The organism is Nocardiopsis protaetiae (assembly GCF_045446735.1).
GTDB lineage: Bacteria > Actinomycetota > Actinomycetes > Streptosporangiales > Streptosporangiaceae > Nocardiopsis > Nocardiopsis protaetiae.
The window spans coordinates 1-19,541 of sequence record NZ_JBJJBV010000112.1; the positions used below are offsets into that span (position 1 = coordinate 1).

Sequence of the window (19,541 nt, forward strand, 5' to 3'; positions counted from 1 at the left end):
CACGAGGGGGCCGGGGCCTCGGCCGTGTCAGGGGGTCAGCAGCACCTTGCCCAGGACCCGGCGCTCCTCCAGCGCCCGGTGGGCCTCCCCGGCCTCCTCCAGGGGCAGGGTCAGGCCGATGTGCGGGGCCAGCTCCCCGGCCCCGGCCAGGTCCAGCGCCCGCGTCAGGTCGTCGACCTCGCCCTCGACCTCGGACTTGATGTCGAACAGCCCGAAGACCCGCACCTTGTGCTCGCGGGCCCGGGCGGGTTCGATCTCGGCGAACCGGCCGCCGGCCGACCCGTAGTTGATGAACCGCCCGCCCTCGGCCACCGTGGTGAAGGCGGCCTCGCCCAGCGACGACCCCGCCCCGTCCAGGGCGGTGTCCACGCCGGTGCCGCCGGTCAGCTCCCGCACCCGGTCGGCCCAGCCGGGCAGGGAGTAGTCGACCGCCTCGTGCGCGCCGAGCCCGCGGGCCAGGTCGAGTTTGGCCGCGCCCCGGGCGGCGGCGATCACCCGCGCACCGGCGCGGCGGGCCAGCTGCACCGACAGGCTTCCGGCGCCCCCGGTCGCGGCGGTCACGAGCACCGTCTGCCCGGCCCGGTACTCGGCGGTCCGGGCCAGCGCCAGCGCGGTGGGCCCGTCGTGCAGCAGGGCCAGCGCGTGCCGGGGGTCGACCCCCTCGGGGACCCGGACCAGGTCGCCGGCGCGGACCACCGCCCGCTCGGCGTAGCCGCCGACGGGGAGTTTGGCGCCCGCCTCGTTCGGCTCCCCGGTGTCTGCCACCACCCGGGCCCCGATCCAGGCGGGGTCCACGTCCGCTCCGACGCGGGCCACCGTTCCGGCGACCCCGGTGCCGGGGGTGTACGGGGGGACCACGGGGAAGTAGTCGAGGCCCCAGCCCGAGCGGACCAGGACCTCCAGGTACATCACGTTGGCGGCCTCGACCGCGATCTCCACGGTGCCGGGGCCGATCTCGGGGTCGGGGACCTCACGGGCCACCAGCACCTCGGGTCCGCCGAACCGGTCCACTCGTATCGCGCGCATGTTCTTCCCTCCGGTGGTCGTCCGCCGCGTTCTCGGCGCGACACCGTCCACTCTCCAACCTCAACCAATGTTGAGGTCAAGGCCCGCGCAGCGGGAGCGCGGGCGCGCAGGGAAGGGCCCCGGGGGAGGGGCCGCGGCGGATCACACGGACACGTGCGACAGAGCGCTCGGATGGCGGCGCAGGAAACCCTCGATCGACCGGGCCGGGTGCCCGGTCAGCTCCGGCACCGCGGGCGACACCACGTCCAGCTCACCGGCGGCGATCGCCTCGTAGGAGGACACCCACCCCTCCACCTCCCATTCGGGCGCGCCGGTGGCCTTGCGGGACAGCAGCGCCTCCTCCCGGGTCTCGGGCACGTACCGGATGGTCCGGCCGGTCAGCGTGGTCAGCCGCTCCACGGTCGCGCCCAGGGACAGGCTCTCCGGGCCGGTCAGGTCGTAGGTCGCGTTCTCGGCCGCCGCGGCGGCCACCGGGTCGGTCAGCACCGCCGCCGCCACGTCCGCGATGTCGTCGCGGGCCACCCACGCCACCCGCCCCTCCCCGGCCGGGCCGCGCACCACGCCGTCGTCGTCCACCCAGTGCGGCAGCAGGTCCAGGTACAGGGAGGGTCTCAGGAACGTGTACGCCACCCCCGTCGACCGGATGTGCGCCTCGGTGAAGAAGTGCGTCCGCGCGAACGTGAACGTCGAGGCGGGCCCGGCCCGCAGGAACGACAGGTAGACGATGCGCGAGACCCCCGCCTCGACCGCCGCGTCCACCGCGCTCAGGTGCACGTCCATCCGGTCCTGCGACTCCGTCGCCGAGACGAGGAACAGCGTGTCCACCCCCCGGCAGGCCCGCGCGAACCCGGCGGTGTCCTCATAGGCCGCCATGGCCGCGCTGCTGTCGGGATACTCGGGTGCGCGGTTGATGTCGCGCACGATGAGCCGCTGTGCCCTCCCCATCCGTGCGATGCGGGCGGCCACCCGCCCACCCACCGCCCCGGTCGCCCCGGTCACCCCTATGGTGTGGTTTGTCATGTGATCGTCGCCCATGACACCCCATCCTGAACGACGAGGGCGCGCCGGGCACTCACCGGCACGCCCGTTTTTGCGCCCCCGGATCAGGGGGTGGTGCGCTCTTGGTCCACGACCTCGGGCGGCCTGCTCCAGGCCTGCACCGGCTCCCCGGTGCTGCGCCGGTAGGAGAGCCTGCGCAGCAGCACCTCGGCCGGGCCCCGCCTGCCCGCCCGCTCCATCAGGTAGGCGGCCACCACCGTGACCAGCCACACCCCGATCGCGTACAGGAACATCGTCCACGAGGTCAGCTGACCGCCCAGGCCCAGGCCCCAGGCCGCCAGCACCGGGGCGCACAGCACCGACTGCGCCAGGTACGACGACAGCGACCGCTTGCCGGTGGCGGTGATCGCGTTCAGCACGACCCCGGGCTCGCGCCCGCGCCGCCCGATGGCGTGCGCGATCAGGGCGATGAGCGAGATGTAGCCCAGGCCGCCGAACAGCCCGGCGAACATGTGCGGCGCTATCAGCATGGTGGCCTGGGACTCGGTGACCTCCCACAGGCCCACCTGCGCGAGCGCCTCGGGCAGCGCGCCCAGCCAGGCGATCGAGATGCCCAGCGCGGCCGTCCACCGCAGCAGGGTCAGGTGCCGGCCCGGCTCCTCCAGGATCCGGCGGCGGGCCGCCCAGAACGCCAGCAGGATCATGGTCGGCACCACCAGGCCCAGCAGGCCCTGCATCACGCTGACCAGCGGCCACACGATGAGGCGGCCCAGGGCGGCGGCCAGGATCGAGGTCTCCCCGTTGCTGGCGGCCATCCCGTCCATCCCGGTCATGGCGGGGTCGCCCTCGGGGGCGAGGACGAAGCCCACGACGCTGAACGCGGCCAACAGGCCGAGCAGGCCGATGAACACCCCGGCCCACACCAGCAGGGTGGTGTCCCTGCGGCGCAGGAACAGCCAGGCCAGGAGCAGCCCGGCCAGGCCGTAGGCGCCCAGCACGTCGCCGAACCACAGGAGCAGGGCGTGGAAGAAACCGAACACCAGCAGCCACAGGTTGCGCCGCCGCAGCAGGGCGTTCACCTCGGCGGGGGAGGCCCCGGCGGCCTCCTGGCGCATCGCCAGCTGCACCATGCCGTAGCCGAACAGGAAGGCGAACATCGGATAGCTGCGGCCGTCCACCACCACGATGGTGAAGAACTGTGTGACCGCGTCGAGCGCACCCTGGGGCTGGGGGTGCGCACTCGATCCGCCCATGGGGACCGCCCAGAGGTACCAGACGGTGTTCGCCAGGGCGATGAACAAGAGCATGAAGCCGCGGGCCAGGTCGGGGGCGAGCGCTCGCTCGCCCGTTCCGACCGGACCTCGCACGGCGGTGTGCCGAGACATGGAATGCCCCTCCGGTCGCGATATATCTCCTATCGATTCAATCGGAGGCGCAACTCGGGCACAATGCACTTTCGATGTACGAACAGCCCTGAAATCCCCCTTAGGGGGAGACCCGGGGACCCGGGATCAGTGCGTACGGCGGGTGGCCACCGCCACCAGGGTGCGCAGCGGCTCGCGCGCGGCCCCGTCCAGCTCCGGGCTCTCCAGCGCGGCCAGCGCCTCCCCGGCGTAGCGCTCGACGAGCTCCTCACAGGCGGCCAGAGCCCCGGACGACTCGATCAGCCCGCACATCCACTCCACGGACCCCACCGACAGGTCCGGCGCCCCCAGCAGGGAGGAGAACCGCGCACCGTCGGCCTCTCCGGTCCGGGCCAGGGTCTCGGCCACCACCAGGGTCCGCTTGCCCTCGCGCAGGTCGTCCCCGGCGGGCTTGCCGGTGGTCGAGGGGTCGCCGAACACGCCCAGGATGTCGTCGCGCAGCTGGAAGGCCACACCCAGCGGCAGGCCGTACGCGGTGTAGACGCCCTCCAGCTCCGGCAGCCGCCCGGCCAGCGCCGCACCCAGGTGCAGCGGCCGCTCGATGGTGTACTTGGCGGACTTGTAGCGCATCACCCGCAGCGCCGCCTCGCGGGTGCCGGTGCCGCGCACCTGCTCCAGGGTGTCCAGGTACTGCCCGGCCATCACCTCGGTGCGCATTGCGTCGAACGGGCGGCGGCCCAGCGCCAGGGTGTCCTGGCCGAACCCGCTGGCCTGGTACATCTCGTCGGACCAGGCCAGGCACAGGTCGCCGATCAGCACGGCCGCGCCCCGGCCGAAGCCCTCGCCGTCGCCGCTCCAGCCCTGCTCGGCGTGCAGCCCGGCCAGCCGCTTGTGGGTGGCCGGCAGGCCGCGCCGGGTGTCGCTGTTGTCGATGACGTCGTCGTGGATGAGCGCACAGGCCTGGAGGAACTCCAGCGCGGCCGCGGCCCGCACGATCCGCTCGTCGTCGGCCGCGCCCCCGGCGCCGCGCCACCCCCAGTAGCAGAAGGTGGGCCGCAGCCGCTTGCCCCCGGCCAGCATGGCCTCCAGAGCGTCCATGGCCGGGGCCAGCTCCTCCCCGATCTCCAGCAGGGCGGTGCGGTGCTCGGCGCAGAACGCCGCCAGTTCCCGGTCCGCGTCGGCGCGGATCACGGAGACGGGGGAGACGGGTGAGGAAGTGAAAGCGGCCATGAACAGCACACTAGCGGCTCACCTGCGGCGCCCCGCCCCGATCCCGTACATCCGACCCCTTCCACAGGGCGACCAGGACGAACGACACCGTCACCAGCAGCGCCCAGGCGCCCAGCTTGGCCGGGTGGACCAGCGCCCACACCTGCGCCTGGTGCGGGTAGCGCCAGGCGTCGAACAGCGTCGCGATGTTCTCCGCCACCCACAGGAACACGCCGATCAGCAGGAACGACAGCGCCAGCGGCATGCGCAGCCGCTGCGCCCCCACCGTGAAGTACACCCGGGTCCGCCAGGTCACCGCGATCAGCAGCACCGCCAGCGCCACCCGCAGGTCCGGCAGCCAGTGGTGGGTGAGGAAGTTCGCGTAGATCGCGACGGCCACCGCCGTCACCGCCCAGGAGCGGTAGTTCTCCAGCTCCAGGTCCAGCAGCCGCCAGGCGCGCACGATGTAGGAGCCCACCGCCGCGTACATGAACCCGCTGTACAGCGGCACCCCCCACACCACCGTCCACGCCTGCTCGGGGTAGGACCACGACCCCATCTGCACCTTGAACAGCTCGAACGCCAGCCCCACCACGTGGAAGCCCGCGATCGCGGCGATCTCCCGGCCGCTCTCCAGCCGCAGCGCCCAGAACAGCGCGGTGAGCGCCACCGCGTAGACGAGCAGCGCGTCGTAGCGGGGGATCGGCAGCGGTACGGCCCCCGACAGCGCGAAGCCAGCGAACATGCACACCGCGAACGCGCAGGCGCGGGCCTGGAGCACGCCGAAGCGGACCAGCTGGGCCAGGGGGAGGGGAAGGAAGGAAAGGGTCACACGGGGTGGATGCCGCACCGGCCCCGTCCGTTCGCCCCGGTCCCGAATGTGACCCTCATCGGAGTCTCACACCGTGGGACGCGCCTTCCGTCCGCCGGCGGGTGCTTGCATATGGTGGGAGGCATGCTGGCAGCACCGACGCGCCCCGCGGCGCCCCGAACCCCCGCCCCCCGTGCGCGGCACCTCCGTGACCTGCTCAACACGGGCGAGCCGACGTTCTCCTTCGAGTTCTTCCCGCCCCGGACCCCCGCGGCCCAGGAGAAGCTCTGGCTGGCCATCCGCCAGCTCGAAGCCCTGGGCCCCGACTTCGTCTCGGTCACCTACGGCGCGGGCGGCAGCACCCGCGGGATGACGGTGGAGACCACCGAGCGCATCGCCGCCGACACCACGCTGCTCCCCGTCGCCCACATGACCCTGGTCGACCACTCCGTCGCCGAGCTGCGCCACCTCGTCGGCCGCCTGGCCGGCGCCGGGGTGTCCAACATGCTCGCGGTGCGCGGTGACCCGCCCGGCGACCCCTCCGGCCCGTGGACCAGCCACTCCGAGGGCCTGACCTACGCCGAGGAGCTGGTCCGGCTCATCAAGGAGAGCGGCGACTTCAGCGTGGGCGTGGCGGCGTTCCCCTACAAGCACCCGCGCTCGGCCGACGTGGAGACCGACACCGACCACTTCGTGCGCAAGTGCGAGGCGGGCGCCGACTACGCCATCACGCAGATGTTCTTCGACCCCGAGGACTACCTGCGCCTGCGCGACCGGGTGGCGGCCCGCGGCTGCGACATCCCGATCATCCCCGAGGTGTTCCCGGTGGTGCGCACCGGCTTCATCCCGCGCTCGGAGAAGCTCTCCGGTGCCCCCTTCCCGGCGGCCCTGGCCGAGAAGTTCGCCTCCTACGGCGACGACGCCGCGGCGGTGCGCGCGTTCGGGATCGAGCACGCCAAGAAGATGTGCGAGCGGCTGCTGGACGAGGGCGCGCCCGGCATCCACTTCATCACCTCGAACCAGTCCACCGCCACCAGGGAGATCTACCGGGAGGTGTCGGGGCGGCTGAACCGGTGAGCGGTAGCTGCGCGGCCATGATCGAGAAGGGGTGGTCGGGGCTGCCGGGGAACGAGAAGTCCTCCAGCACCTCGACGAACCCGCAGGAGCGGTAGAGGTGGCGCGCCGCCGTGGGCCCGGTCCGGGTGGACAGCACGGCGGTGCGCTCGGGCCGCCCCTCGCACAGGGCGTGCAGCAGGACCCGGCCGATGCCGCGGTTCTGCGCCTCGGGGCGGACGTGCACCTCGGCGATCTCGAAGGGGTCGGCCAGCCACCGGCGCACCCCGGCCCGGCCGTCCGCGGCGCGCAGCCCGGCGGCGACGGTGTCGTGCCACCACTGGCCGCGCACGCCGTGGAAGGCGTAGGCGAAGCCGACCGGGCGGCCCTCCAGCAGCGCGATGACCGACCGGAAGCCCGGGTAGTGGGTGTGGGCGTTCATGACCGAGGCCCGTCCCGGCAACTGCTCGGGCGGGGGGTCCATGGCCGCCTCGTACACCTGGAGGAGGGCGGGTACTGCGTGCGCGAAGGCGGCGGGGGCCAGCTCGCGGAGCTCGACATCGGCTACCACGGCTTCACCCTAGTCTCCGTGCGCTCTCCCGCGTCGGGAATCGTGGTGGCCGATACCGGCACCGGGCGCCGCGGGCGCCCCGGCGCGTCCGCCCCGGGGTCCTTGACGGGCCGCCGGGGTTGGGGTTGACTGGGCCGTGTCGAACAGAGGTTCGATCGAGGCCGCCGGGGGGACCCGGTGGCGGCGGCGCGGCCGGATCGGGGAGGGGAAGCCCCGTCTCCGGCCGCGCCGTTCGCCGTTCCCGGGAGCGGGCCGGAGCCGGGTTCCGGCTCCCGGCCCCCTGGACCCGGCCCGAACCCGGGTGCCCGGGTGTCCGAACAGACGAGGACCGGCCCGCCCCCGGTGAGGGGGCGGGCCGGTCCTTGCGACGGGCGGGTGCGATCCGTGCCGTGACGGTCAGAAGGAGTCGACGGCGCGACGGGCCTCCGGGTCGAGGATGCCCCAGTTGATGAGCTCCTCGGTCAGGTCGTTGGGCGACTTGTCGTAGATGACCGCGAGCGAGCGCAGGTCCTCGTGGCGGATCGACAGCACGCGGCCGTTGTAGTCACCGCGCTGGCTCTGGATGGTGGCCACGTAGCGGGACAGCGGGCCGGCCTTCTCCTGCGGCAGCTGCTGCATGCGCTCCAGGTCGATGACCAGCTTGGGTGTGGGGCCCAGGGGGGTGGGCGCGGCGCCGCCGGGCAGCAGCTCCGACATCGGCACCCCGTAGAAGTCGGCCAGCTCGGCCAGCTTCTGCACGGTGACGGCGCGGTCGCCGCGCTCGTAGGAGCCCACCACGACGGCCTTCCAGCGTCCGTGGGACTTCTCCTCCACGCCGTGGAGGGACAGGCCCTGCTGGGTTCGGATGGCACGCAGTCGCGCGCCGAGGGACTTGGCGTATTCGGATGGCATCTTCTTGTCGCTCCCGGCCGTGACAGTGGCTGGCGTGGTGGGGGAGGCGCCCGCGGGGCCCGGCGGCGGTGCCGCCGGAGGTCACGGGGTGCAACCCCACCCGGTAATGGTTACAGACAGTGACGGTAGGGGGGTCCGCCCCCCAGGTCAAGCCGTTGGTGTGAAACGCGACTAATCAGTGGCCAAACCGTGCGTAAGTGAGACTCCTCTCATGTCGGGACCGATCGTGATGAGTAGTGCATCACGGCAGCGCGAAAAGCCCGATCTTTCAGGGGATTTCGCATTTGTCGACCATGTGTGGTGTGTGCTCAGCGTAGTCGTCACATCGCTCGTCGGGCTCGCCATCCCGTTTGTCTGTGTGACGAGAGTCACACTCGCGCGCGTTGTCCCCGGACCCGCCCCCGGTCACCGTGGGCTCCGCTGGTAGCGTTGGCGCGATCGACATCCTTTAACGACCTGTTCAGCGAGGCAGGGAAGGGAGTCACTCCTTTGCGTGCGCAAAAACCCACGCCAGGTGACCTGAGCGGTGGCGCGGAGCCACCGGAGGTGCCCGAAGGCACCAGGGCCGTCCTCGACGGCAGCGAGATCAACCGCGCACTGACCCGCATCGCCCACGAGGTGCTGGAACGCACCAAGGGCGGACACGGCGTCACCCTCCTCGGAATCCCCTCGCGCGGCGTGCCCCTGGCCGCCCGCCTGGCCGAGCGCATCGAACGCGTCGAGAGCCTGGCCGTCCCCCACGGCTCCCTCGACATCACCATGTACCGCGACGACCTGCGCACCGCCCCGCCCCGGGCGCTGGGCCGCACCGAGATCCCCGCCGGGGGCCTGGACGACCGCGTCGTCGTCCTCGTCGACGACGTCCTCTTCTCCGGCCGCACCGTCCGCGCCGCCCTGGACGCCCTCAACGACCTGGGCCGCCCCCGCGCCGTCCAGCTCGCCGTCCTCGTCGACCGCGGCCACCGCGAGCTGCCGATCCGCGCCGACTACGTGGGCAAGAACCTGCCCACCTCGCTGCGCGAGAGCGTCACCGTCCGGCTCACCGAGACCGACGGCCACGACGCGGTCCTCCTCGGGCCCGCCCGCCGACGCAACGCCCCCGAAGGCACCGAGCCCGCGATCGGCACCGAGGGGAAGGACTCCTGATGCGCCACCTGCTCTCCACCGGGGACCTCACCCGCGACGAGGCCGTCCTCATCCTGGACACCGCCGCCGAGCTCGCCCAGGTCGGCGACCGCGCGGTCAAGAAGCTCCCCACCCTGCGCGGCCGCACCGTGGTCAACCTCTTCTACGAGGACTCCACCCGCACCCGCACCTCCTTCGAGATCGCGGCCAAGCGCCTGTCCGCCGACGTCGTCAACTTCTCCGCCAAGGGCTCCAGCGTCTCCAAGGGCGAGAGCCTCAAGGACACCGCCCTCACCCTCCAGGCCATGGGCGCCGACGGCGTCGTCATCCGGCACAGCGCCTCCGGCGCCGCCCACCGCCTGGCGAACTGGGTGGACGGCTCGGTCCTCAACGCCGGCGACGGCACCCACGAGCACCCCACCCAGGCCCTGCTCGACGCCTACACCATGCGCGCCCGCCTGGGCCGCCTGGAGGGCCTGCGCGTCGCCATCGTCGGCGACATCCTGCACAGCCGGGTGGCCCGCTCCAACGTCCTGCTGCTCACCACCCTGGGCGCCCACGTCACGCTGGTCGCCCCGCCCACGCTGCTGCCGGTCTCGGTGCACACCTGGCCCTGCGAGGTCTCCTACGACCTCGACGACGTGCTGCCCAAGTCCGACGTCGTCATGATGCTGCGGGTGCAGGCCGAGCGCATGCACGCCTCCTTCTTCCCCTCCGTGCGCGAGTACAGCCGCGGCTACGGGATCGACGGCGCCCGCCTGGCCCGCATGCCCGAGGACGCCATCGTCATGCACCCCGGCCCGATGGTCCGCGGCATGGAGATCTCCGCCGAGGTCGCCGACTCCCCGCGCTGCACCGTCGTCGAGCAGGTCGCCAACGGCGTCAGCCTGCGCATGGCCGTGCTCTACCTGCTGCTCGGCGGCTCCTGAGCCACCCGGCGGTGACCCGGTGACCACCCGGCGCGCCCGCGGCCACCGCGGCGCGCCCGGCGGACCGCCGCCGCCCGCGCCCACGCACTTCTCCACGAACGACCACTGAGGAACGAAACCGCGATGCCCGACACCCACGGACCGCACCTGATCCGCGGTGCCCGCCCGCTCGGCGGCGACCCCGTCGACATCCTGCTCGCCGACGGCAGGATCGCCGAGATCGGAACCGACCTGAGCGCCCCCGAGGGCGCCGAGGTCGTGGACGGCACCGGGCTGATCGCCCTGCCCGGCCTGGTGGACCTGCACACCCACCTGCGCGAACCCGGGCGCGAGGACGCCGAGACCGTCGAGACCGGCTCCCGCTCGGCCGCCATGGGCGGCTACACCGCCGTGCACGCCATGGCCAACACCGACCCCGTCGCCGACACCGCCGGCGTCGTCGAGCAGGTCTGGCGGCTGGGCCGCGAGGCCGGGTACTGCGACGTTCGCCCCGTCGGCGCCGTCACCGTCGGCCTGGCCGGGGAGCGCCTCTCCGAGATCGGCGCCATGGCCAAGTCCGCCGCCGCCGTCCGCGTCTTCTCCGACGACGGCATCTGCGTCTCCGACGCCCTGCTCATGCGCCGCGCCCTGGAGTACGTCAAGGCGTTCGACGGCGTCGTCGCCCAGCACGCCCAGGAGCCCCGCCTCACCGAGGGCGCCCAGATGAACGAGGGCTGCGTCTCCGACCGCCTGGGCCTGCCCGGCTGGCCCGCCGTCGCGGAGGAGGCGATCATCGCCCGCGACTGCCTGCTCGCCCAGCACGTCGGCTCGCGCCTGCACGTGTGCCACGTCTCCACCAAGGGCTCGGTCGACATCATCCGCTGGGCCAAGGCCCGCGGCTGCGACGTCACCGCCGAGGTCACCCCGCACCACCTGCTGCTCACCGACGAGCTGGTGGAGAACTACGACCCGATCTACAAGGTCAACCCGCCGCTGCGCACCGCCGAGGACGTGCAGGCGCTGCGCGAGGGCCTGGCCGACGGGACCATCGACGTCGTGGCCACCGACCACGCCCCCCACCCGAAGGAGGCCAAGGAGACCGAGTGGTCCACGGCCGCCATGGGTATGGTCGGCCTGGAGACCGCCCTGGCGGTCGTGCAGCGGACGATGGTCGACACCGGCCTGCTGACCTGGGCCGACGTCGCCGACCGCATGTCCGTGACGCCCGCCCGCATCGGGCGGGTCACCGACCACGGCCGCGACCTGGCGGTCGGCGAGCCCGCCAACGTGGTCCTCTACGACCCCGCCGCGCCCTACGAGGCCGACGGCGCGGCCATGGTCACCAAGAGCAGCAACACGCCCTTCCGGGGCATGACCCTGCCCGGCCGGGTGCGCGCCACGTTCTTGCGCGGCGTCCCCACGGTCCTCGCGGGGGAGATCAAGTGAACAACGCAGTGAGCAGCGCACGGGCCGTGCCCGGCGCCGCAGAGGGGGGAAACGTGTCAGAGGCAACCGGCGGACCGGCCATCCTGGTCCTGGAGGACGGCCGGGTCTTTCACGGCCGCTCCTTCGGCGCGACCGGCGAGACCTTCGGGGAGATCGTCTTCAACACCGGGATGACCGGCTACCAGGAGACCCTCACCGACCCCTCCTACCACCGCCAGATCGTCGCGATGACCGCGCCGCACATCGGCAACACCGGCGTCAACGACGACGACCCCGAGTCCGGCCGCATCTGGGTCGCCGGGTACGTCGTCCGCGAACCCGCCCGCATCCCCTCCAACTGGCGCGCCCAGCGCACCCTGGACGAGGAGCTGCGCCGCCAGGACGTCGTCGGCATCGCCATGACCGGCACCCGCGCCCTCACCCGCCACCTGCGCGACAAGGGCGCCATGCGGGCCGCCGTCAGCAGCGTCGAGACCGACCCGAAGGCCTTGCTGGCCCGCGTCCTGGAGCAGCCCCGCATGGCCGGGGCCGACCTGGCCGGCGAGGTCAGCACCGACGCGCCCTACGAGGTCCTGCCGTCCGAGGGCGTCGAGGTCCGCTTCCACGTCGCCGCCGTCGACCTGGGCATCAAGGCCATGACCCCGCAGCGGCTCGCCGAGCGCGGCTGCCGGGTCACCGTGCTGCCCTCCTCCGCCACCGCCGAGGACCTCCTCGCCCTGGACCCGGACGGCGTCTTCTTCAGCAACGGCCCCGGCGACCCCGCCACCGCCGACGGCCCCGTCGCCGCCGTGCGCGGCGTCCTCGACGCCGGAAAGCCGCTGTTCGGCATCTGCTTCGGCAACCAGATCCTGGGCCGCGCCCTGGGCCTGGGCACCTACAAGCTGCCCTTCGGCCACCGCGGTGTGAACCAGCCGGTCATCGACACCGCCACCGGCAAGGTCTCCATCACCAGCCAGAACCACGGGTTCGCCGTGGACGCGCCGCTCGAAGGCACCTTCGAGACCCCCTACGGCCGCGCGCAGGTCAGCCACATCGGCCTCAACGACCAGGTCGTCGAGGGCCTGCGGCTGCTGGACCGCCCCGTGTTCAGCGTCCAGTTCCACCCGGAGGCCGCCGCCGGCCCCCACGACGCCGCCGGACTCTTCGACGAGTTCGTCGACCTGATGTCCGCCGCCCAGCCCACCGCGGCTGCCGAGCAGTAAGGAAGCAAGAGCATGCCGCGCCGTAGTGACCTCTCCTCCGTCCTCGTGGTCGGATCCGGTCCCATCGTCATCGGGCAGGCGGCCGAGTTCGACTACTCGGGCACCCAGGCCTGCCGGATCCTGCGGGCCGAGGGCCTGCGGGTCATCCTGGTCAACTCCAACCCGGCCACGATCATGACCGACCCGGAGATCGCCGACGCCACCTACGTCGAGCCGATCACCACCGAGATGATCGAGAAGATCATCGCCAAGGAGCGCCCCGACGCCCTGCTGCCCACCCTGGGCGGGCAGACCGCGCTCAACGCCGCCGTCGCCCTGCACGAGGCCGGGATCCTCGACAAGTACGGCGTCGAGCTCATCGGCGCCAACATCGACGCGATCCAGTCCGGCGAGGACCGCGAGAGCTTCAAGCGCATCGTCGAGCGCATCGGCGGCGAGTCCGCCCGCTCCAGCATCTGCCACACCCTCGACGAGTGCCTGGCGGCCGCCGACGAGCTCGGCTACCCGGTCGTCGTGCGCCCGTCCTTCACCATGGGCGGCGCCGGCTCCGGCTTCGCCCACGACGAGACCGAGCTGCGCCGCATCGCGGGCCAGGGCCTGGCGCTCTCCCCGACCACCGAGGTCCTCCTGGAGGAGTCCATCCTCGGCTGGAAGGAGTACGAGCTCGAACTGATGCGCGACACCAACGACAACGTCGTGGTCGTCTGCTCCATCGAGAACCTCGACCCCATGGGCGTGCACACCGGCGACTCCATCACCGTCGCCCCCGCCATGACCCTCACCGACCGCGAGTACCAGAAGCTCCGCGACATCGGCATCGCGGTCATCCGCGAGGTCGGCGTGGACACCGGCGGCTGCAACATCCAGTTCGCCGTGCACCCCACCACCGGCCGGGTCATCGTCATCGAGATGAACCCGCGCGTCTCGCGGTCCTCGGCGCTGGCCTCCAAGGCCACCGGCTTCCCGATCGCCAAGATCGCCGCCAAGCTCGCCGTCGGCTACACCCTCGACGAGATCCCCAACGACATCACCAAGGAGACCCCGGCCAGCTTCGAGCCCACGCTCGACTACGTGGTCGTCAAGGCCCCCCGGTTCGCGTTCGAGAAGTTCCCCGGCGCCGACCCGACGCTCACCACCACCATGAAGTCGGTGGGCGAGGCCATGGCCATCGGCCGCTCCTTCCCCGAGGCCCTCCAGAAGGCCATGCGCTCCCTGGAGAAGCCCGGTGTCGGCTTCACCTGGGCGGGCCCGCTCGGCGACAAGGACGAGCTCGTCCGCGCCGCCGCCACCCCGACCGAGTTCCGGCTGCGCCAGGTCCAGCAGGCCTTCCGCGCCGGGGCCACCGTCGAGGAGCTGTACGAGTCCACGCGCATCGACCCCTGGTTCCTGGACCAGATGCTGCGCCTGGAGGAGACCGCCCGCGCCCTGGCCGCCGCGCCCAAGCTCGACGCCGGCATCCTGCGCGCCGCCAAGGAGATCGGCTTCTCCGACGTCCAGATCGGCGAGATCACCGGCAAGAGCGAGGACGTGGTCCGCGAGCTGCGCCACGCCCTGGGCATCCACCCCGTCTACCTGACCGTGGACACCTGCGCCGCCGAGTTCGAGGCCGCCACGCCGTACCTGTACTCCAGCTACGACGAGGAGACCGAGGTCCCCCTCGGCGACAAGCCCAAGATCATCATCCTGGGCTCGGGCCCCAACCGCATCGGCCAGGGCGTGGAGTTCGACTACTCCTGCGTCCACGCCTCCTTCGCGCTGTCCGACGCCGGGTACGAGACCGTGATGGTCAACTGCAACCCCGAGACCGTCTCCACCGACTACGACACCAGCGACCGGCTCTACTTCGAGCCGCTCACCCTGGAGGACGTGCTGGAGGTCGTCCGGGCCGAGCAGCTCACCGGCCCCGTCGCCGGCGTCATCGTGCAGCTGGGCGGCCAGACCCCGCTGGGCCTGGCCCGCCGCCTCAAGGACGCCGGGGTGCCCATCATCGGCACCAGCCCCGAGGCCATCGACCTGGCCGAGGACCGCGGCGAGTTCGGCAAGGTCCTGGAGGACGCCGGGCTGCCCGCGCCCAAGTACGGCACCGCCTACTCCTTCGCCGAGGCCAAGGCCGTCGCCGACGAGATCGGCTACCCGGTCATGGTCCGCCCCTCCTACGTGCTGGGCGGCCGCGGCATGGAGATCGTCTACAGCGAGGCGATGCTCGCCGACTACATCGAGCGCAACGCCGAGGTCAGCCCCGAGCACCCGGTGCTGGTCGACCGCTTCCTCGACGACGCCATCGAGATCGACGTCGACGCCCTCTACGACGGCACCGACCTGTACCTCGGCGGCGTCATGGAGCACATCGAGGAGGCCGGCATCCACTCCGGCGACTCCGCCTGCTCCCTGCCCTCCATCACCCTGGGCAAGGAGGACATCGAGCGGATCCGCTACTCCACCGAGGCCATCGCCCGCGGCACCGGGGTGCGCGGCCTGATCAACGTCCAGTACGCGCTCGCCTCCGGCGTGCTCAACGTCCTGGAGGCCAACCCGCGCGCCTCGCGCACCGTGCCGTTCGTCTCCAAGGCCACCGCGGTGCCGCTGGCCAAGGCCGCCGCCCGCGTCATGGCCGGGGCCACCATCGCCGAACTGCGCGCCGAGGGCATGCTGCCCGCCACCGGCGACGGCGGCGACCTGCCCGCCGACGCCCCGGTGTCGGTCAAGGAGGCGGTGCTGCCCTTCAACCGGTTCATCGACAAGCAGGGCGAGGGCGTCGACACGATCCTGGGCCCGGAGATGCGCTCCACCGGCGAGGTCATGGGCCTGGACGTGGAGTTCGGCGCCGCCTACGCCAAGTCGCAGCTGGCCGTCACCGGCGACCTGCCGGTCAGCGGCCGGGTGTTCGTGTCGGTGGCCAACCGCGACAAGCGCTCGATGATCTTCCCGGTCAAGCGCCTGGCCGACCTGGGCTTCGAGATCCTCGCCACCGAGGGCACCGCCGTGATCCTGCGCCGCAACGGCGTCCGCGCCGGCGTGGTGCGCAAGCACAGCGAGGGCCCCGGCCCCGAGGGCGAGAAGACCATCGTCCAGCTCATCCACGACGGGGAGATCGACCTCATCGTCAACACCCCGTTCGGCGGGGCGGGCCAGGCCGGCCCGCGCCTGGACGGGTACGAGATCCGCACCGCGGCCGTGGTGCGCGCGGTCCCCAGCGTCACCACGGTGCAGGGGCTGGCCGCGGCGGTCCAGGCGATCGAGGCCCGGGTGCGCGGCGACGTCGGCGTGCGCTCCCTCCAGGAGCACGCGCAGGCGCTCACCGCCGGCCGGGAGTGATCCCGGGCCCCGCCCCGGAGCACCGGCGGCCGCCGCACCGGTACGGCCCTAGGCTGTAGGGAACCGGACGGCGGGGGCGCCGCGGTGGGCACACCGCGGCGCCCCGAGGCACACGGCGCTAGAGAGGCCACACCCAGACGATGAGCGACTACGGACCGGTGCAGGTCAGGTGCCCCGTGCTGAACGTGCGCAGGGTGGACGCCTACTACGCCATCACCGTCGTCGCCCCCGGGATCGCCGAGCGGTTCCGCTCGGGCCAGTTCGTGTCCGTGGCGGTGGGCGGCGACCACTCCAGCACGCTGCTGCGGCGCCCCTTCGCCATCCACGACGTCAAACCCGACTACGGCGGCACCGTCGAGTTCCTGTTCGCGGTGCGCGGCACCGGCACGGCCTGGCTGGCCGAGCGGCGCTCCCGCGACCTGCTGGACGTGGTCGGGCCGCTGGGCCGGCCCTTCCCGCTGCCCCGCGACCCGGTCAACTGCGTCCTGGTCGGCGGCGGCTCGGGCAGTGCCCCGCTGTTCCCGCTGGCGCAGTCGCTGCGCCGCCGGGGCTGCCGGGTGGACTTCGTGCTGGGCGGGGCCTCCGCCGACCGGGTGTTCAGCGCCATCACGGCCCGCCGGATCGCCGAGACCGCCGTCTTCACCACCGACGACGGCTCCTTCGGGACCCGCGGCCGGGTCACCGACGTCCTGGGCCGGGTCATCGAGGAGTGCCGCTCCGACGTGATCTACACCTGCGGCCCCATGCCGATGCTGCGCGCGGTCACCGCCGTGGCCGGCACCCACGGCATCCCCGTGCAGGTGTCGGTCGAGGAGACCATGGCCTGCGGCACCGGGATCTGCATGACCTGCGTGATCCCGGTGGTGGGGGAGGACGGCATCACCCGCATGGCCCGCTCCTGCGTGGACGGCCCCGTGTTCCGCGGCGAGCAGGTGCGCTTCGACGACGTCGGCACGATCCCCTTCGACGCGCTGGGCGCGCCCGGCTGGAAGGGCGCCGGGTCCTCCCGGCCCGCCGAGTCGGCCCGCGACATCGCCTGACCGTGATCGCCTGACCGTGGGAGCACCCACGCCGCCTTCGCACCACCGACCGGGAAAGACACGGTGAACACAGACCTGAGAGTCCGGGTGGGCGCCCTGGAGCTGCCCAACCCGGTGGTGACCGCCGCCGGGTGCGCCGGTTCGGGCCGGGAGCTGGCCCAGTTCTTCGACATCGCCGATATCGGCGCCGTCACCACCAAGTCCGTGATGCTGGAGCCGCACGCCGGACGCCCGGCGCCGCGCATGGCCGAGACGCCCAGCGGCATGCTGAGCACCACCGGCATGCAGGGGCCGGGCGTGGACGTGTTCCTCCAGCGCGACCTGCCGTGGCTGCTGTCCCGGGGCGGGCGGGCCATCGTGTCCGTCGCGGGCTCGGGCACCGCCGAGTTCGGCGAGCTGGCCCGGCGGATCTCCGCCGAGCCGGGGGTGGGCGCGATCGAGGTCAACCTGTCGTGCCCGGACCCGGCCGACCCGGACGGGCGCCGGTTCGCCGACGACGCCGCGCGGGCGGCCGCCGTGGTGAGCACCGTGCGCTCGCACGCCCGGTCGGACCTGCCGGTGCTGGCCAAGCTCGCCGCGGACGTGCCCGACGTGGTGGCGCTGGCGACGGCCTGCGCCGAGGCCCGCGCGGACGGCCTGTCGATGATCAACACGGTGCGCGGCATGGCCGTGGACCCGCGGACGCTGCGCCCGGCGGTGGCCGGGGGCATGGGCGGGCTGTCGGGTCCGGCGATCCGGCCGCTGGCGGTGGGCTGCGTGTACCGGGTCCACGAGGCGCTGCCGGAGATGCCGATCATCGGCATGGGCGGGGTGCGCACCGGGGCCGACGTCGTGGAGTTCATGGCGGCCGGGGCCAGCGCGGTCGCCGGGGGCACGATCAACTTCTCCGACCCCTCGGCGTGCGTGCGGGTGCTGCGCGAGTTCACCGAGGCGCTGGAAGCGAAGGGCGTCCCCCGGGCCGCGGACCTGGTGGGCGCCGCCCACCGGCCCGGGGTCGGGGTGTGAGGGCCGCACTCGGGCCGCGCATGCTCTGACCGGCCTGAACGGCGCTGAGGTGGCGCTGTGCGACCGAACGCCTGCGTCCGGGTACGGATAGGCCGGAAGTCGGGCAAAGGCCGCCTACGGCCGCGTGGGCGGTCGTTACGACGAAGTGACCCTCTCCGGGCGCATGAAGCGCCCGGTTCTGGGAACCGCACACCATGGCGGTGTGCACAGGACAGTGAACGTGCATTCGTAATCGCGTTCGTAAGAACGCGGGCGGATGCGACGCATCGGCCACGGGGCCGATGGCACACGAAAGGAAGTGATCGATGACCGCGCCTTCCGCGCCCATCGCCGTCGCGATCGACGCCAAGGAGATCGAGACGGCGGCGACCTGGGCCTCGGCGGTCGCCCCCCACGTCAGCACGGTCAAGGTGGGTCTGGAGCTCTACCTGCGCTACGGCCCGGAGGTCGTCAGCGCGGTGCGCGGCGCCAGCGGGGTCGGGGTGTTCCTCGACCTCAAGCTCCACGACATCCCGGCGACGGTGGCGGGGGCGGCGCGCAGCGTCGCCGGTCTCAGGCCCGCCATCCTGACCGTGCACGCGGGGGGAGGGGCGGACATGGTCCGGGCCGCGGTGGAGGCCGCGCCGGACACCAAGATCGCCGCCGTGACGGTGCTCACCTCGATGGACGAGAAGGACCTGGAGCAGGTGGGGCTGCTCGGTCCGGCTCGCGACGCGGTGCGCCGGCTGGCGGTGCTGGCGGTGGGCGCCGGGGCCCGTGCCCTGGTCTGCTCGCCCCAGGAGGTGGCCCTGGTGCGCGCCGAAGTGGGCCCGGACATCACCCTCATCACGCCGGGCGTGCGCCCGGCTGGGGCGGACAGGGGTGACCAGTCACGGGTGGCGACCCCGGAGGAGGCCATCGCGGCGGGGGCGGACCTTCTGGTCATCGGCCGCCCCATCACCCGGGCGCCGGACCCCGGCGCGGCGGCGGCCGCCATCGCGGAGGTCGTGCGCCGTGCCGGGGCCCGTGTCTGACACGCGATTCCGGCGCCCGGGAGGAGGCGGGATTCGGTCACAGAGGGTCACTGATTCGGTATGTCCCAAATGCGGAATCCGAAGCTGAGAGTGACCCGGCTCACCCCTCTGTGACCTGCGCAGGTGACGTGCTTTATGGCGCGTCCAATCGGGACCAAAGTCCTGATTTTCATCTCTTAGTGCAATTGAGTGGCTACTCTGAGTAGTTAGTTCGATGAAATAGCCGCTGAAAGGGCACTTTACGTTGCCTAACAGGGGTCAGACCTACTAACTTGCGCAGGCGTCCGCCCTCTACAAACGAGTAGAAATCCGAGGTGACCCGGCGTGGCCCTTCCTCCCCTCACACCCGAGCAGCGCAGCGCGGCTCTCGAGAAGGCCGCCAAGGCCAGAAAAGAGCGCGCTGAGGTCAAGAACAAGCTGAAGAACGGCGGCATCTCGCTGTCCAAGGTGCTCGCCGACGGGCTCAAGGACGACGTCATCGGCAAGATGAAGGTCTCCGCCCTGCTGGAGTCCCTCCCCGGCGTCGGCAAGGTCCGCGCCAAGCAGATCATGGAGCGGCTCAA

Annotated in this window: 17 protein-coding genes; 10 read left to right on the forward strand and 7 right to left on the reverse strand. The window is 72.5% G+C overall.

What is annotated here, in order from left to right; all coding sequences use genetic code 11:
• Nucleotides 1–27: 27 nt before the first annotated feature.
• The 5 genes from ACJOT3_RS17935 to ACJOT3_RS17955 all read right to left on the reverse strand — a co-directional run bounded on the left by ACJOT3_RS17935 (nt 28) and on the right by ACJOT3_RS17955 (nt 5,430).
• Complete coding sequence (locus tag ACJOT3_RS17935) at nt 28–1,026, reverse strand: zinc-binding dehydrogenase (protein ID WP_406973986.1); 999 nt, start codon at nt 1,024–1,026, stop codon at nt 28–30.
• A 141-nt stretch (nt 1,027–1,167) separates the two neighbouring features.
• Complete coding sequence (locus tag ACJOT3_RS17940; protein WP_406973987.1) at nt 1,168–2,061, reverse strand: SDR family oxidoreductase; 894 nt, start codon at nt 2,059–2,061, stop codon at nt 1,168–1,170.
• Nucleotides 2,062–2,129: 68 nt separating this feature from the next.
• A complete protein-coding gene (locus ACJOT3_RS17945; protein ID WP_406973988.1) occupies nt 2,130–3,410 on the reverse strand; it encodes a DUF418 domain-containing protein in 1,281 nt (426 codons plus the stop codon).
• Between the two features lie 126 nt (nt 3,411–3,536).
• Nucleotides 3,537–4,619: a polyprenyl synthetase family protein gene (locus ACJOT3_RS17950; RefSeq protein ID WP_406973989.1), complete on the reverse strand. Its 1,083-nt coding sequence runs from the start codon at nt 4,617–4,619 to the stop codon at nt 3,537–3,539.
• 10 nt (nt 4,620–4,629) lie between these two features.
• On the reverse strand, nt 4,630–5,430 hold the full coding sequence (locus ACJOT3_RS17955; protein ID WP_406973990.1) for a DUF817 domain-containing protein: 801 nt from the start codon (nt 5,428–5,430) through the stop codon (nt 4,630–4,632).
• A gap of 123 nt (nt 5,431–5,553) precedes the next feature.
• Here ACJOT3_RS17955 and metF point away from each other — a divergent pair, with 123 nt between their 5' ends.
• The gene (metF, locus tag ACJOT3_RS17960; RefSeq protein WP_406973991.1) at nt 5,554–6,486 is read left to right on the forward strand and encodes a methylenetetrahydrofolate reductase [NAD(P)H]; all 933 of its coding nucleotides are present in this window, start codon (nt 5,554–5,556) and stop codon (nt 6,484–6,486) included.
• Here the strand turns inward: metF and ACJOT3_RS17965 are convergent.
• The gene (locus ACJOT3_RS17965; RefSeq protein WP_406973992.1) at nt 6,419–7,033 is read right to left on the reverse strand and encodes a GNAT family N-acetyltransferase; all 615 of its coding nucleotides are present in this window, start codon (nt 7,031–7,033) and stop codon (nt 6,419–6,421) included. The genes metF and ACJOT3_RS17965 overlap by 68 nt on opposite strands.
• Nucleotides 7,034–7,429: 396 nt before the next feature.
• Nucleotides 7,430–7,924, reverse strand: coding sequence for a transcriptional regulator BldD (gene bldD, locus ACJOT3_RS17970; RefSeq protein ID WP_406973993.1), 495 nt, complete (start codon nt 7,922–7,924; stop codon nt 7,430–7,432).
• A gap of 546 nt (nt 7,925–8,470) precedes the next feature.
• Between bldD and pyrR the strand changes: the two genes are divergently transcribed.
• The 9 genes from pyrR to mihF all read left to right on the forward strand — a co-directional run.
• Nucleotides 8,471–9,070, forward strand: a complete 600-nt coding sequence (gene pyrR, locus ACJOT3_RS17975; RefSeq protein ID WP_406973994.1) for a bifunctional pyr operon transcriptional regulator/uracil phosphoribosyltransferase PyrR — start codon at nt 8,471–8,473, stop codon at nt 9,068–9,070.
• On the forward strand, nt 9,070–9,978 hold the full coding sequence (locus ACJOT3_RS17980; RefSeq protein ID WP_406973995.1) for an aspartate carbamoyltransferase catalytic subunit: 909 nt from the start codon (nt 9,070–9,072) through the stop codon (nt 9,976–9,978). Before pyrR ends, ACJOT3_RS17980 begins: the two co-directional genes overlap by 1 nt.
• Nucleotides 9,979–10,101: 123 nt before the next feature.
• Nucleotides 10,102–11,403: a dihydroorotase gene (locus ACJOT3_RS17985; protein ID WP_406973996.1), complete on the forward strand. Its 1,302-nt coding sequence runs from the start codon at nt 10,102–10,104 to the stop codon at nt 11,401–11,403.
• Between the two features lie 53 nt (nt 11,404–11,456).
• Nucleotides 11,457–12,605 (forward strand): glutamine-hydrolyzing carbamoyl-phosphate synthase small subunit, encoded by a 1,149-nt coding sequence (carA, locus tag ACJOT3_RS17990; protein WP_406973997.1) that lies wholly within the window; start codon nt 11,457–11,459, stop codon nt 12,603–12,605.
• Nucleotides 12,606–12,617: 12 nt separating this feature from the next.
• Nucleotides 12,618–15,920 carry a carbamoyl-phosphate synthase large subunit gene (carB, locus tag ACJOT3_RS17995; RefSeq protein WP_406973998.1) on the forward strand — a complete coding sequence of 1,101 codons (3,303 nt, stop codon included), beginning with the start codon at nt 12,618–12,620 and terminating at the stop codon, nt 15,918–15,920.
• 140 nt (nt 15,921–16,060) lie between these two features.
• Complete coding sequence (locus tag ACJOT3_RS18000) at nt 16,061–16,960, forward strand: dihydroorotate dehydrogenase electron transfer subunit (RefSeq protein WP_406973999.1); 900 nt, start codon at nt 16,061–16,063, stop codon at nt 16,958–16,960.
• A gap of 63 nt (nt 16,961–17,023) precedes the next feature.
• On the forward strand, nt 17,024–17,965 hold the full coding sequence (locus tag ACJOT3_RS18005) for a dihydroorotate dehydrogenase (protein ID WP_406974000.1): 942 nt from the start codon (nt 17,024–17,026) through the stop codon (nt 17,963–17,965).
• A 305-nt stretch (nt 17,966–18,270) separates the two neighbouring features.
• A complete protein-coding gene (gene pyrF / locus ACJOT3_RS18010; RefSeq protein ID WP_406974001.1) occupies nt 18,271–18,978 on the forward strand; it encodes an orotidine-5'-phosphate decarboxylase in 708 nt (235 codons plus the stop codon).
• 324 nt (nt 18,979–19,302) lie between these two features.
• Nucleotides 19,303–19,541: integration host factor, actinobacterial type (gene mihF / locus ACJOT3_RS18015; RefSeq protein WP_406974002.1), on the forward strand; the 239-nt coding region annotated here is incomplete at its 3' end.

Bases quoted from the DNA above. Each gene is read 5' to 3' on its own strand.
- ACJOT3_RS17935 (WP_406973986.1), bottom strand. From the start codon at position 1,026: ATGCGCGCGATACGAGTGGACCGGTTCGGCGGACCCGAGGTGCTGGTG.
- ACJOT3_RS17940 (WP_406973987.1), bottom strand. From the start codon at position 2,061: ATGGGCGACGATCACATGACAAACCACACCATAGGGGTGACCGGGGCG.
- ACJOT3_RS17945 (WP_406973988.1), bottom strand. From the start codon at position 3,410: ATGTCTCGGCACACCGCCGTGCGAGGTCCGGTCGGAACGGGCGAGCGA.
- ACJOT3_RS17950 (WP_406973989.1), bottom strand. From the start codon at position 4,619: ATGGCCGCTTTCACTTCCTCACCCGTCTCCCCCGTCTCCGTGATCCGC.
- metF (WP_406973991.1), top strand. From the start codon at position 5,554: ATGCTGGCAGCACCGACGCGCCCCGCGGCGCCCCGAACCCCCGCCCCC.
- bldD (WP_406973993.1), bottom strand. From the start codon at position 7,924: ATGCCATCCGAATACGCCAAGTCCCTCGGCGCGCGACTGCGTGCCATC.
- ACJOT3_RS17980 (WP_406973995.1), top strand. From the start codon at position 9,070: ATGCGCCACCTGCTCTCCACCGGGGACCTCACCCGCGACGAGGCCGTC.
- ACJOT3_RS17985 (WP_406973996.1), top strand. From the start codon at position 10,102: ATGCCCGACACCCACGGACCGCACCTGATCCGCGGTGCCCGCCCGCTC.
- carB (WP_406973998.1), top strand. From the start codon at position 12,618: ATGCCGCGCCGTAGTGACCTCTCCTCCGTCCTCGTGGTCGGATCCGGT.
- ACJOT3_RS18000 (WP_406973999.1), top strand. From the start codon at position 16,061: ATGAGCGACTACGGACCGGTGCAGGTCAGGTGCCCCGTGCTGAACGTG.
- pyrF (WP_406974001.1), top strand. From the start codon at position 18,271: ATGACCGCGCCTTCCGCGCCCATCGCCGTCGCGATCGACGCCAAGGAG.